The following is a 12,065-nucleotide window of genomic DNA, read 5'->3' as shown; positions in this document are numbered from 1 at the left end:
ATGCTTCTGTCCGGAGAGCGCGGCGCCAGCGGAACAGCAGACTCGAATGAAGCCCGTGCCGGCGCGCCACTGCGGAGGCCGTCGTCGCCGGATCCTCCGCCTCGGCAAGGATCGCCCCCTTGTGCTCGGACGACCAGGTCCGTCGCGTTCCCGCAACCACGATGTGAGCCGTGTTCGTCATAGGTCCAGACACAGGGCCGATACAGCGCCATCCCGCGCCATCCCCTGTATCCAGACCCAAGCCCTATCCGCACAAGGCAGCCGTCACCGAGCGCTTACGGCGGTCGTCCTGAGACATGGGGAGCTCCTCAGCCCAGGACGATTGAGAGCTAGATCACGAGGCGCGCTTCGATGAGATCGATCTCACGAACGAGCCGACGCAGGAGCACATCGTCGATGGCTTGAGAGCGACGCAAACGGTAGAGCGCTTGGCGCTCGGCCTCGATACCTGCGAGGCGTAAGCGCTTCTCGGTGTTCGCTAGCTGCCTTACGCGGCTGAACTCCTTTCGGCTCTCTGCCGTCGGAGCCTCCAACCCCTCGTATCGGTCCATCGCTCTAGCGCCAGCTTCGACCGCGATCGAGGCGTCCTCCTGCTCCTCGACGAGGCGATGTTGCAGGGCTTCGATGGCCCTCACCGCATCGTCGCGAGCGGCGGCTCGCGCTGCGTCTTCTTCGGCATCGTGACTTGGCTCGGGAGGAAGCTCAAGCCCACGGAGAAGCAGCGGCAGGACCGTGCTGGCAAGGAGCAGCGAGGTCAGAATGACCCCCATCGCCAGCAGGATGGCAAGATCGCGAGCCGGGAACGGGCTGCCATCCTTCAGGGTGAGCGGCAGCGTGAGAATGCCGGCGAGGGTGATGGCTCCCTTCACGCCGGCCAGCGTCGTAGCCGCTACAAGGCGCCATGTCGGTCCCTCGCGCCTTTCGCCACGCAGGCGAGCTTTCACCAGGGTGAACTGGAGCGAGACCCAGACCCACACGAACCGGATTGCCATCAGGCCGGCCGTAATGGCGAGGACCCATGCGACGAGCCAGCCGGCGCCCTGGACATCCGCCTGCTTGACAGCGTGCCCAAGAACCTCGGGCAGTTGCTCGCCCAGCAGGACGAAGATCGACCCGTTGGCGGCTAGCGCGACGGTGTCCCAAACGGCAGTTCGGCGGACGCGGGTACTGCCAAGACTGCGCCCCTGGATCTCGACGTAGGTCATGGCGATACCGGCCGCGACGGCAGCCAGGATACCGGACGCATGCACGTGCTCGGCTGCGAGGTAGGCCCCAAACGGCGTGAGGAGGCTGAACAGGATCTGCAGGCCGGGATCTTCGCCTGTCCGCCGCCGCAGGAGATCCTGGGCCCCCATAAGAACAAAAGTCGTCAAGGCGCCAATGCCGAGGCCACCAAGCGCTAGCCAGACGAACGTCGTTGCAGCCTGAGGAAGGGAGAAGGTCCCGGTCAAAGCAGCAGCGATGGCGAAGCGTAGGCAGACGAGGCCGGTGGCGTCGTTCAGCAGCGCCTCGCCTTCAAGGATATGCATCAGGCGCCGGGGAACGGGGGCCTGAGCAGCCACGGATGAGACGGCGATAGGATCGGTCGGTGACAGGACTGCGGCAAGGGCGAAGGCCACAGCGAGCGGGATACTGGGGATCATGCCGTGGATCAGCATGCCGATCCCAAGCACCGTCAGCGCGACGAGACCAAGCGCCAGCGCCACCACGGTTTTGCCGTCCCGGAAGAGGTCACGCTTCGGAATGCGCCAGCCATCAAGGAACAGGAGCGGTGGCAGGAAAACGAGGAAGAAGATTTCGGGATCGAGCGATGTGCTCGGCAGTGGCCCGAGGGCAAGGGCCACACCGATCGCGATCTGGATCAACGGAAGCGGTAGCGGAAGCAGGCGGTTGAGGGCGCCGCTCACCAGAACGGAGAGCAACAAAGCCAAAACCACTGTGACGCTTTCCATTCATCTCTTTCGCTAGAACATGGCGGGGATGTAAGGACGCCGTCGGACACCTGGGGGGGTCGTTCGAGTAGCGCTTTATCTACGTCCGCGAGGGCAAGCCAGTACGCCCGTCGCCCCCCTCGACGCCGATCGCGGCGCGGCAGGTCCGGCCGTACTGGTTCGGCTGGCGCGATCCGACAGGCTTCTGATGGCCGCATGACTGCGTCAGCCGCAGATACACGTCGTAGAGGTCAGCGTGCTCTCCGAACCGCTGCCGCAGTCGCATAAGATCGTAGGTGCCACGCCGCTCGCATGGCGGGCACTCTACGACGAGCCGGTGTGCGCGGAGGTCGCACAGGCGCTCCATCAGCCGGCCACCGCGATCGGCAGTTCGCTGACCTGCGTTGTGTAGCGCGGCGTCCGCATCTCGAACTTGGTGCTCCACGTGCGCTTCTCCACGAGGCCGGCGCGGGCTGGGACAACGCTGCCGCGGCCGAAGCGGGCGTTGCAGGCGTCGATCGCCGCCATCAGCGGGCCGAAACGCTCGCGGTCGAGTTGGCCGATCAGGGCGCGTGGGCTGGCGTCGAGCGACATCAGGTCTGTGGTGACGATCCCGGCCTTGCTGAACCGCCACGGCCTAGCGCCGGGCTCGCGCCAGGTCTTGGCGACGCCGAGGCGCGCCGCCTTGATGAGGGCGAGCGTGTCGTTCGTCGCCTCCGGCAGCGTCACAGTGGTCGAGACCGAGCGCATCGGCGCGCCGCGGTCGTGCTCGCTCGTATGATAGAACACCGAGACGTGGTTCGTGCCGAGCCCTTCGCGCCGAAGCTTCTCGCCCAGCCGCGTGGCGTGGGCCGAGACCGCCTGTTCCAGCGTGGCGCGGTCCTCGATCCGGGTCGAGAACGAGCGGGTCACCGCGCAGCCCTTGCGCTGGGCTGGTAGTGCCCCGAGCGGTAGGCACGACAGGCCGCGCAGTTCGTGGATGATGCGCTCGCCCACCACGGTCAGCGCCTTGCGCACCGGTCGCGAGTCGAGGTCGGCGAGATCCGCCACGCTGTCGACGCCCATGGCTTCGAGCTTGGCGAGCGACGCCCGGCCGATGCCCCAGACCTCGCCGGCTGGGATGCGGCAGAGCCAGTGCTCGTACTCGGCCGGGTCGGTGAGATCGCAGACCCCGTCGAGTGGGGCGATGCGCTTGGCGATGTGGTTGGCGAGCTTCGCGAGGGTCTTGGTCGGGCCGATGCCGACGCAGGTCGGGATACCGGTCCAGGCGCGCACCGTGGAGCGCAGGTCTCGCCCGAGTTCAAGGCGCAGATCCGGGTGCACGTCCGAGAGGTCGAGGAAGCTCTCGTCGATCGAGTAGATCTCCACCATGGGGGAGAAGTCCCGGTAGACCGCGTTCGCACGGCCGCTCATGTCGCCGTAGAGGGTATAGTTCGAGGAGAACACCCGCACGCCCTTCACCCGGCACATGTCGCGGATCTTGAAGTAGGGGTCGCCCATCTTGATCCCGAGCGCCTTGGCCTCGGCGGTGCGGGCGATGGCACAGCCGTCGTTGTTGGACAGTACGATCACCGGCACGCCGGAGAGCTTCGGGTCGAACACCCGCTCGCACGAGCAGTAGAAGCTGTTGCCGTCGATGAGCGCGATGGCGCGGCCGCCGATCCGGTCGCGTTGCCGCGGCGCCGGCCCGCTCACGACAGCCGCCCGCGGGCGAGGTGCCACCGGATCGAGAAGCGCAGCACGCCCCAGATCTCGACCTCGCCGAACTCGTCGACGGCGAAGGCCGGCATCTCCGGGTTGTCGAAGTCGAGCCGCGCCCGGTTGCCGACCATGCGGTAGCGCTTGCACGAGAGCTGTCCGTCGACCACCGCGACGACGACGCTACCATCCTCGGCCCGTAGGCTGCGGTCGATGCAGGCGAGGTCGCGATCGTGGATGCCGGCGCCGCGCATGCTCTCGCCGCGGATCTGCATCAGGAAGGTGGCCGGCGGGTTCGGCACAAGCCACCGCGGCAGCTCGAGCGCGCCTTCCAGGAAGTCGTCGGCCGGGCTCGGAAAGCCGGCACACAGCGCCTGCCCGATCACGGGCACGCGAACGGCATCCATGCTGCCGAGGATCAGCTCGTCGACCGCGTAGGGGCTCACGTGACCGTCCCTGGCAAGTTGGCTCGAACGTAGCCACGCGAGACGAGCCGATCCCGCCGCAGCGACCGGCGCTCGGCCTCTGCAAGATCGGACAGAGCGTCCTCGATCGCCTGGACCAGCGCGGCCCAGGCGTCGCCGCGGGCGGCACGGCGATAGGCGAGCGCGATCGTCTCGGCCTCGGTCAGCCAGATCTCCACAGGCGGTTCATGGGGCTGGGGGTGCATCGCGGCTCCGAGTTGTCCAAGAACATACAAGGAACAGACAGCGAGCGGGACCGTGTTTCGACTTCGACGGCCACGCCCCGGGGAAAGGGCGGTGAAGCAATGTGGAGCGCGGGGTAGAACGCCAATGCCGACGCCGCTTTACCGCTTCCATTGCACCAATGGCCTGAGCCTCGTGGCGGATCTCAGGGGCAAGCGCTTGCCGTCGGACGCTCTGATGCGCTTTCACGCCGAGCGGATTGCTCTCGATCTCATGCGTAGTGACGATCGGGCCGATTGGTCGGCGTGGCACGTCGAGGTCTACGACGCGAAGGGACGATCCATCTGGAGGATGGCGTTCACGCACATACGGGATAGTCGCTTCACAGCGTGAGAGGCGAGATCAGCCATGGGCATGAAGACGACGTACATCGTGCAGACGTTCGTCATTAAGCGGAAGCGCCTGGTGCCCGGCGACCGCGAGGTGGCACCGACAGAGAACGGCGCGCTGAAGAAGGCTGAAGCGATGGCAGGCCGGATGCCAGGCACCGCAGCGATCAAGGTCATCGCCGACGATGAGACTGGCGAGCTGGAAAGCGCGACGATCTTGGGTCAGTTCGGCGAGGTGCCGGACGATTTCGCGGAGAGTTTGCAGGGTGGATGACGGTATGAGCGACCCGCCCGATGGACTGGGCGGGTTGTAACGAGGCCTAGGAGTTTCCAGCGTCGCTGCCGCGTTGCGCTCGGTCCTCGTTAGTCTCCAGCCGATTGGCCGAGTGGTCTTGGTACTGCTCGGTCTGCACCGTCTTGCTATCCAGACCGCGCTCGTCGCCATGCTGGGCCTTGTCGCGGTTGCTCAGCACCGCATTGTCCTCAATCACGCCTTCCGGCAGCTCGGTCATCGCTCCTGAGCCTGATCCCTTACCCTGGCTTCCAGGGTGCATGCCGTGTTTGCCTGCATTCGCCATCGTCGCTCTCCTGTCGTCCAGGGGCGGTTGGTTACGAGCCCCCGGTGGATGAGCAGGGCAAACTGCGCGCTGCGGAGCTCGTTCCTGTGGCACGAGAACGCGTACAGTTCGGCCCTGATCTACTCACGGAACGGATTCCACAGTTTCACTTTGAGGCGCTCGAACGGAAGTCTCAGGAACGGTCGGCCTTCGGCCAAGTGTCAATGATATCTGCGCCCGCTCGCAGCTCTACCCGGTGGGCATGCGCATCGTCCCGTGTCTCACACATGTCGATCGCGGATGCGAAGCGCAGGCGGGCAGCCACCTCGGTTGCGGCATCCTCTTCGACGACGACGTGCCCGTCTCGGAAGGTGAACACCACGAAAGGCGGGTTCTTCATATCGCTGACTTCCATGAACTCGCTCCAACCTGGTGTCATAGCGCAACGTGCATCAGCCGCTGGCGCTCCGCTCGTATGGGATCCAGCTCGACGACCCTGTACAGCGGACGGCAAGAAACCATTCTGGGAACGCCACCCATGCCGCTCGCTGACGGATTGCCGGTCGCGCTAGTCATTCTCGCCGCCATGCCGCTTCCCGGCTTCGCACAGGATGCATCTGGCAAAGCAGAGCTGACTCCTACTGGCACTCTTCGGGTCGGCCTCATCCAGGCCCCGTCCGCCGGTCTCATCTTCGTTGGCCGCACATCAGACGGGAAGCCCTCTGGCGTCACGGCAGATCTCAGTGCCGACCTCGCTAAAAAGACAGGCCTAGCGTTCGCCATCACTCTGTTTCCCAACTCAGGCGCCGCAGCAGCGGCAATCCAAGCCGAGACGATCGACGTGAGCTTCATGCCCGTCGATGCGGCTCGCAAGCAGGTGCTCGATTTCGGGCCGGGCTACTATGACCTCGAAAGCACCTACCTGGTGACCGGTGCATCGGGCATCGTCGACGTCGCGCAGGTCGATCGGCCTGATCTCCGGGTGGTGGCGATCGACGGGACGACGACGATCCGCACCTCGGCCCGCACGCTGAAGCAGACGAAACCGGTGGCTGTGCCCTCCGTAGCGGAGGCGATCGAACGGATGCGAACCGGCACGGCCGACGCCTTCGCGTTGTCACGAGACACGCTGCAGCCGATCGTGGCGCAGGTCCCCGGCTCGCGGATCGTCTCCGGCGGCTTCCAGCAAACGCAGGTGGCCGTCGCTGTTCCAAAGGGCCGGCCGGCGGCGCTTGCCTTGGTGACGGCGTGGCTTGCGGAGGCGAAGCGGTCGGGCCTCGTGAGGAGGATCTTCGACGCCCACGGTTTCAGCGGAGATGCGGTAGCGCCATAAGGAAGGACCCCGAAGGTGCAAACTGATAGAGCGACCGATGAGCGAGATCCCTGACCTAGAGATTGAAGACTCACCCCTAGGCGGTAGCATCACTCCCGATGGTACGACGGTGCAGGTCCACATTTACCGCTTCGCCGGTACTGAGGACGAGTGGACCCTTGAGGTCGTCGACCACGAAGACGGGCACACGGCCTGGAATGGCACCTTCGCGACCGATGAGGATGCCTTTGAGGCTTTCGAGCATGCGATAGCCAAAGACGGGATTCGCTCGTTCGTTGAGCAGCCAGTGCGACACTGACCGAGCACTTGAAAATGATGGGCGATCTGAAATGAGGATGCACGATGTCTGAGCAGGTCGAGAAGCTCGGGATCCTTGTCGGCCTGTTCGAGCTCGCGATCGGTCGGCTCTTCGAAACTGTGCCGGCTGGTGACGAGGCCAAGCGCCTGTTCGTTGACGATGTCCGGCAGCTCCTGGACGCCACCAACGAGCTACAACCGCATTCCCCTGCTGCCCAAACCTACGAGTCCCTCCTGCGACGCCTGGGCGCCACAAGCCCTGAGGACGCTGGGCTTGGCGTTGCACCGACACCAGAGCATGGGCTCCCCGTCAGCGGACCGGGCGTGTAGGGCGTCAGCCTACCTGTGGCATTGCCCAAGAAGGCTTGAACGCGAAGTGCCTACTCCAACCTGAAGGAACACGACCTGTCCGAACATCAGAGCAAAGAGTGGAAGCAAGCGGAAGCGGCTTTTGCGAAGGAGCAGAGCCCGCCGATCCCCATGCCTACCGACGAGGCGCCGGCGAACGTGGCTGAGACTAATTTGGCTCGGCAGAGAGCCGCGCGCCTGGCGAGAGACGCTGAACAGCTGAAGGCGAAGGGCAATCGGAGATGAAGCACAACGCCCGCAATGACATCCCGGCGACGATCATTGCAATCAGGCTTGGCGACGTGATGGCTCAGGTCGACGTCGAGTTGGTCGGCACCTCCTACCGCATGTCGTCGGTCATGACGGTCGACTCGCTCGACGAGTTGGGCCTGACCGAAGGCGATACCGTCCGCGTGCTCGCGAAGGCCGTGAACGTGCTTCTGCTGAAACCGTAGCAGGCGTGCACAGCGAACAAAGCGCTTTTAGGCAAGCGGCCGACGGAGCCGAGTGTCGTCGCCGATTGTTCAACGCTTGCTGCGGCGCTGATGGAGCGTCGACGCTCACGGGTCACTCCATGAAACGCGCCCTCGTCGCTCTCGCCTTGATGATCGGCGCCCAGACTTGTCTCGCTGCCTCGTCGAAGGATGAGGAGCAGGCCGAGATGGTCCAAGGGCTGGTGCGTATCGTCGGCGCGCAGGCCGGTATCACGCTCTATTGCAGGAGGGCCTACACGATCGACGACAAGGTATCGGAGGGCCTTCTGCGAACCGTCCGCCCGACGCTCGACAACGCAATCGGCCACCGGCAAGCGCAGGCGGCGATCGACGAAGAGGGCCAGCGCCTGTCCAGGGAGATCGCCGAGATTGGTGCCGAGCGCTGGTGCGCCGATCAGCGCGACATCCTCAATACCGACGGGGTGCGCGTCTTTTTGGACTAAACGCCTGCCGCTGATCGGCCCCATTAACCAATCACGGGCATCCTACGATCCGCCGTGAGGGTTCGTACGTGCCGAAGACCCCGACTGTCGCTGTAGCTGGGCTGTGGTCCGCAATCACCGTTGCCGCGCTCGCGGCCGTCGCGCTCGAGCAATCGCAGCCTGCGAGTAGTGCCGATACGATGACGGCACTAGCAATTACACCAGCAGACCCCACGACCCTAGCCGGGATCCGCAAGGCATGAACTGACAGAGAGACGGCTAATGAATGTGGAAGCCGTTGCTCCGACCGTCTACGGCGCATCTTAAGATACAATCAAAGATAAATTGGAAGAAAAATACATATGCATCCAGCAATCGCGGCGGCCAATGCTATCAAACTCATCCAATTAACTGGTCAAACGATAAACTTCGAAATGGTCCTAACCGAAGGCTATCGACGGTTTCTCAAACCGGGTGACGTGGCGGTTGATCTCGGAGCCCATTCTGGCGAGCATTTGGGCCAAATCGCCCATTTGGTCGGTGAAAACGGCGCTGTACACGCCTTCGAGCCGATTCCGCACCTAGCGACAGCGCTCCGCGAGCGCTTTCGTACAACGCCCCGCGTCCACATCCGCGAGGCCGCCGTGTCGCGAGAGAGAGGCGAAACAGACTTCGTCGTCGCGCAGTCGCTTGCCGAAAGCGGTTTACGTGCGCATTTTTTCAGCCGTCCGGATATGCCGACGAAGTCGATCCGGGTCGTGGTCGAGACGTTAGACAACGCCTTGGCACATCTTGATCGCCTCGCATTCATCAAGATGGACATCGAGGGAGCCGAGATCGATGCGCTTTCAGGGGCAACAGCCCTTCTTGCGCGGCATCGTCCCATCATCAGCGTTGAGTATGGCTGGGCGGGATACGGGTTCTACGGCCACGAACGCCGAAGCTTGTTCGACTTTGCTGGAGCACACGGCTATTTCTGTGCCGACCTGTTCGGAAACCTTGTTGAGGAGGAAGCGGTCTGGAACGCAGTCGCGGATTTTGCCACCTGGGACTTCTTCCTCGTTCCGCGTGAACTCAAAGCCGGATGGATTGCTGCATTTATCCCGCGATAGAAGCGCCAGCATGTTAACCAGCATGTTAATAAGATACCGACTGACTGCTACACTTCGATCATACGCGGCAAATTCATACAGAAATCTTATTTGGCAAGAATTTTATCTGTGTCGGCATTGTTGTTTGGTTGGATGCGATTGATCCACTGTTAAGCCTGAATTCAATTAATAATGTGTTAATTTAGACACGTCGAATAAGAAGCATCACTCCTTACTTAAAAGATACCATAGGTTAAGGACACCTAGTCCGCTCACCATAGTCTCCCGTTCGGGGAACTGTTAACAGGGTGGAAGCCGACCATGAGCGAGAATGTTCAGCCCGGATCACAGAATGAAGTCGAAGAAGTTGTTTTGAACAAAGCCGATCTGGGGACCTGCCGGAGAGCCTTCATTCAGGCCCTCGGACTCGGCACCGTAGGAGCGGCCATACTCGGAGCTGCTGGTCCAGATAGTGCAATGGCGCAAGTTGCGCCCGCAGACATCACCGACATCGACATTGTTCAGTTCGCACTCAACTTCGAGTATCTTGGTGCTGAGTACTATCTGCGCGCTGTCAATGGCACAGGCCTCAAGGCTGGTGATATCGACGGCGTTGGGGGCGTGGGAACCGTCAACGGCGGCAAGCAGGTACCGTTCGCGGATCCTTTCATCCGCAAATTCGCTTTCGAACTGGGGGCCGATGAAGAAGCCCACGTTCGGACACTTCGCGCCGCGCTACCGGATGCGAGCCGAATTGGCCGGCCGCAAATCGATCTCGATTTCGCATTCACCTTTGCGGCTCGCTCAGCCGGGCTCGTCGGACCGAACGATCGTTTCGACGTTTATGCCAGCGATGACACGTTCCTCCTGGGAGCCTTCCTGCTGGAAGATGTCTGCGTCACAGCCCTGATCGGCGGTGCGCCGTTTATTAAGGACAAGAACGTTCTGATGACGGCTTCCGGCTTCCTGGGCACCGAAGGGTATCAGGCAGGCGCGATCCGCACGCTTCTCTACTCACGCGGTTTGATCACGCAGGCGAATGCGATCTCGAACGCGCGCGACGCCCTCGACGGCAACACCGATCTTGATCAAGGCATCAGTGGAGATCAGTCGGCGACACCCGGCTTTTCTCAGACCGATGCTAATCTTGTTCCCGCCGATCGCAACAGCCTTGCTTTCGGACGGACGTTCGGTCAGGTCCTTAACATCGCCTATCTAAACACTACGCAGAGCCCCGGCGGCTTCTTCCCGCAGGGTCTACGAGGTCGCCTGAGGTAATCTCAACCAATAAAAATAATAACAGATCATAGATCAATACACTGGCGAGCTCCGCTATCAAAGGAATGAAACGCGACATCGGCGTCACACGAGGCAAGCTCGCCTGGCTTTGCTAGGGCTGTATCATAGCCTTAATTTTACGGCGGTGGAGGAGCGCTCTGTCCTCCAACAGACACGAGGCATGATTGCCGACAGCTTTGGGAACGATGTGGTCGGTCGCTAGCTTCGCCATCGTCAGTGCCTGCTCCGTTGACCGCTTCCATGTACATATGGCGACAGTAGCGGTCGCATCCGGGCGAGCGTGGGTTACTTGGTGCAGGATCTTGATCTCGAGAACCGTGTGCCTTTGCGCGCATTGCAGGCGCATCGGAGGAGGGCTTGCGACTCCTGGCCCAGCGGCCAAATTGGGCGATTGATCCACACGGACATCCAATCTGACAGGTAGGTTGTATGATGCAGTGATCAAGGCATGGAGCATCCGGAAATTTGCGATAATAATATAATCTAAGCTTGCCCTACCCAGATCAATTTTTTCGTTAAGAATATCGAACCACGCTCTCTCCAAAAAGATCAGAAATGGCAGCTTGAGAGACCGGATCTTTGGCCAAGCCGCATTACATTGTCCGACGTAGCCGGTCCGGCCGGTTCAACTTTGTTCTGATCACCGAAGCCGGGACCAAACAGCTAGTGCGTTTTCGGTTTGGGCTGATTCGACTGATTGGGGTTCACGCAGCGGCGTCGGGCTGATTCACTGATCGCTCTTGATGAGGGAGCGATGCATGGGCCGACCCTACAGCCAAGACCTGCGCGAGCGTGTGGTGGCAGCGGCCGCAACGACGTCGCGTCGGCAGGCGGCGGCGCGCTTCGGGGTCGGGATCGCGACCTCGATCCGCTGGATGGCCGCGCTGACGACGACCGGGACGGTGGCCGCTCGTCCGCAAGGACGGGCGCGCCGCTCGAAGCTCGATCCGCACGAGGCGTTCCTGCGCGCGCTGATCGACGCAAAGGACGACATCACCCTGGAAGAGATGCGCGCCCGCTTGCGGGACGAGCACGATCTCACGGTCGGGCTGGGCACCCTGTGGAGCTTCCTCGACGCACGCGACCTCACGTACAAAAAAAGACAGCGCACGCCGCCGAGCAGGACCGCCCGGACGTGAAGGCGGCGCGCGAGGCGTGGTTTGCGGGTCAGCCCGACCTCGACCCTGCGCGCCTTGTTTTCCTCGACGAGACCTGGACCGCCACCAACATGGCCCGCCTGCGCGGACGCTCCCCGCGCGGCGAGCGGCTGCGCTCGCCCGTGCCGCACGGCCATTGGAAGACTGGTCAGCCCCCATTGAAGTGGTCCGCCCTTTGGTATGGCTTTTGAGCCTGGAGGACGGACGAGATGGCAAAGCACCCGAAGCCCGAGGAGATCGTCACGAAGCTACGTCAGGCGGACGTTCTGATTTCACAGGGCCAGAGCGTGGCCGATGCAATCCGCGCGCTCGGTGTGAGTTCGGTGACGTACTACCGGTGGCGGCGTGAGTTTGGCGGCCTGAAGTCGGATCAAGTTCGACGGATGAAGAGTCTTGAGACCG

General features: G+C 62.7%; 15 protein-coding genes and 1 pseudogene. 10 read left to right on the top strand and 6 right to left on the bottom strand.

The window, feature by feature from the left end; genetic code table 11:
• Positions 1-329: 329 nt before the first annotated feature.
• From FV226_RS24790 to FV226_RS24770, 4 genes are all read right to left on the bottom strand, one after another.
• On the bottom strand, positions 330-1,952 hold the full coding sequence (locus FV226_RS24790) for a Na+/H+ antiporter (RefSeq protein ID WP_147765007.1): 1,623 nt from the start codon (positions 1,950-1,952) through the stop codon (positions 330-332).
• Positions 1,953-2,297: 345 nt separating this feature from the next.
• Positions 2,298-3,626, bottom strand: coding sequence for a Y-family DNA polymerase (locus FV226_RS24780; protein ID WP_147765005.1), 1,329 nt, complete (start codon positions 3,624-3,626; stop codon positions 2,298-2,300).
• Entirely contained in the window at positions 3,623-4,036 is a 414-nt protein-coding gene (locus FV226_RS24775) for a S24 family peptidase (RefSeq protein WP_147765011.1), read from the bottom strand. The genes FV226_RS24780 and FV226_RS24775 overlap by 4 nt, the downstream gene beginning before the upstream one ends.
• A 35-nt stretch (positions 4,037-4,071) precedes the next feature.
• Entirely contained in the window at positions 4,072-4,299 is a 228-nt protein-coding gene (locus FV226_RS24770) for a hypothetical protein (protein ID WP_147765004.1), read from the bottom strand.
• Between the two features lie 385 nt (positions 4,300-4,684).
• Here FV226_RS24770 and FV226_RS24760 point away from each other — a divergent pair, with 385 nt between their 5' ends.
• Positions 4,685-4,939, top strand: coding sequence for a hypothetical protein (locus tag FV226_RS24760; protein ID WP_147765003.1), 255 nt, complete (start codon positions 4,685-4,687; stop codon positions 4,937-4,939).
• A 46-nt stretch (positions 4,940-4,985) separates the two neighbouring features.
• On the opposite strand, the gene FV226_RS24755 is transcribed toward FV226_RS24760, so the two are convergent.
• Positions 4,986-5,243 carry a hypothetical protein gene (locus FV226_RS24755; RefSeq protein WP_147765002.1) on the bottom strand — a complete coding sequence of 86 codons (258 nt, stop codon included), beginning with the start codon at positions 5,241-5,243 and terminating at the stop codon, positions 4,986-4,988.
• Between the two features lie 172 nt (positions 5,244-5,415).
• A complete protein-coding gene (locus tag FV226_RS24750; RefSeq protein ID WP_147765001.1) occupies positions 5,416-5,637 on the bottom strand; it encodes a hypothetical protein in 222 nt (73 codons plus the stop codon).
• 123 nt (positions 5,638-5,760) lie between these two features.
• Here FV226_RS24750 and FV226_RS24745 point away from each other — a divergent pair, with 123 nt between their 5' ends.
• From FV226_RS24745 to FV226_RS24705, 9 genes and pseudogenes are all read left to right on the top strand, one after another.
• Positions 5,761-6,555, top strand: coding sequence for a transporter substrate-binding domain-containing protein (locus tag FV226_RS24745; protein ID WP_246691728.1), 795 nt, complete (start codon positions 5,761-5,763; stop codon positions 6,553-6,555).
• 37 nt (positions 6,556-6,592) lie between these two features.
• A complete protein-coding gene (locus FV226_RS24740) occupies positions 6,593-6,853 on the top strand; it encodes a hypothetical protein (RefSeq protein WP_187278846.1) in 261 nt (86 codons plus the stop codon).
• A 44-nt stretch (positions 6,854-6,897) separates the two neighbouring features.
• A complete protein-coding gene (locus FV226_RS24735) occupies positions 6,898-7,182 on the top strand; it encodes a hypothetical protein (protein WP_147765000.1) in 285 nt (94 codons plus the stop codon).
• Positions 7,183-7,442: 260 nt separating this feature from the next.
• A complete protein-coding gene (locus FV226_RS24730; protein ID WP_147764999.1) occupies positions 7,443-7,655 on the top strand; it encodes a TOBE domain-containing protein in 213 nt (70 codons plus the stop codon).
• Positions 7,656-7,774: 119 nt separating this feature from the next.
• Complete coding sequence (locus FV226_RS24725) at positions 7,775-8,137, top strand: hypothetical protein (protein ID WP_147764998.1); 363 nt, start codon at positions 7,775-7,777, stop codon at positions 8,135-8,137.
• Between the two features lie 341 nt (positions 8,138-8,478).
• Positions 8,479-9,228 carry an FkbM family methyltransferase gene (locus FV226_RS24720; protein ID WP_147764997.1) on the top strand — a complete coding sequence of 250 codons (750 nt, stop codon included), beginning with the start codon at positions 8,479-8,481 and terminating at the stop codon, positions 9,226-9,228.
• A 300-nt stretch (positions 9,229-9,528) separates the two neighbouring features.
• On the top strand, positions 9,529-10,485 hold the full coding sequence (locus tag FV226_RS24715) for a ferritin-like domain-containing protein (protein WP_147764996.1): 957 nt from the start codon (positions 9,529-9,531) through the stop codon (positions 10,483-10,485).
• A 779-nt stretch (positions 10,486-11,264) separates the two neighbouring features.
• A pseudogene (locus FV226_RS24710) lies at positions 11,265-11,809 on the top strand (IS630 family transposase); the annotation flags it as partial.
• Between the two features lie 63 nt (positions 11,810-11,872).
• Positions 11,873-12,065: transposase (locus FV226_RS24705; RefSeq protein WP_147762613.1), on the top strand; the 193-nt coding region annotated here is incomplete at its 3' end.

It is taken from the genome of Methylobacterium sp. WL12, assembly GCF_008039475.1.
GTDB classification, from domain to species: Bacteria; Pseudomonadota; Alphaproteobacteria; order Rhizobiales; family Beijerinckiaceae; genus Methylobacterium; species Methylobacterium cerastii.
Note: the sequence above shows the minus strand (reverse complement) of the source record. Positions and strands in the feature narration are given on the sequence as shown.

Excerpts from the sequence above, each read along its gene's own strand:
- FV226_RS24790 (WP_147765007.1), bottom strand. The coding sequence starts at position 1,952 with ATGGAAAGCGTCACAGTGGTTTTGGCTTTGTTGCTCTCCGTTCTGGTG.
- FV226_RS24775 (WP_147765011.1), bottom strand. The coding sequence starts at position 4,036 with ATGGATGCCGTTCGCGTGCCCGTGATCGGGCAGGCGCTGTGTGCCGGC.
- FV226_RS24770 (WP_147765004.1), bottom strand. The coding sequence starts at position 4,299 with ATGCACCCCCAGCCCCATGAACCGCCTGTGGAGATCTGGCTGACCGAG.
- FV226_RS24760 (WP_147765003.1), top strand. The coding sequence starts at position 4,685 with ATGGGCATGAAGACGACGTACATCGTGCAGACGTTCGTCATTAAGCGG.
- FV226_RS24755 (WP_147765002.1), bottom strand. The coding sequence starts at position 5,243 with ATGGCGAATGCAGGCAAACACGGCATGCACCCTGGAAGCCAGGGTAAG.
- FV226_RS24750 (WP_147765001.1), bottom strand. The coding sequence starts at position 5,637 with ATGGAAGTCAGCGATATGAAGAACCCGCCTTTCGTGGTGTTCACCTTC.
- FV226_RS24745 (WP_246691728.1), top strand. The coding sequence starts at position 5,761 with ATGCCGCTCGCTGACGGATTGCCGGTCGCGCTAGTCATTCTCGCCGCC.
- FV226_RS24740 (WP_187278846.1), top strand. The coding sequence starts at position 6,593 with ATGAGCGAGATCCCTGACCTAGAGATTGAAGACTCACCCCTAGGCGGT.
- FV226_RS24735 (WP_147765000.1), top strand. The coding sequence starts at position 6,898 with ATGTCTGAGCAGGTCGAGAAGCTCGGGATCCTTGTCGGCCTGTTCGAG.
- FV226_RS24730 (WP_147764999.1), top strand. The coding sequence starts at position 7,443 with ATGAAGCACAACGCCCGCAATGACATCCCGGCGACGATCATTGCAATC.
- FV226_RS24725 (WP_147764998.1), top strand. The coding sequence starts at position 7,775 with ATGAAACGCGCCCTCGTCGCTCTCGCCTTGATGATCGGCGCCCAGACT.
- FV226_RS24720 (WP_147764997.1), top strand. The coding sequence starts at position 8,479 with ATGCATCCAGCAATCGCGGCGGCCAATGCTATCAAACTCATCCAATTA.
- FV226_RS24715 (WP_147764996.1), top strand. The coding sequence starts at position 9,529 with ATGAGCGAGAATGTTCAGCCCGGATCACAGAATGAAGTCGAAGAAGTT.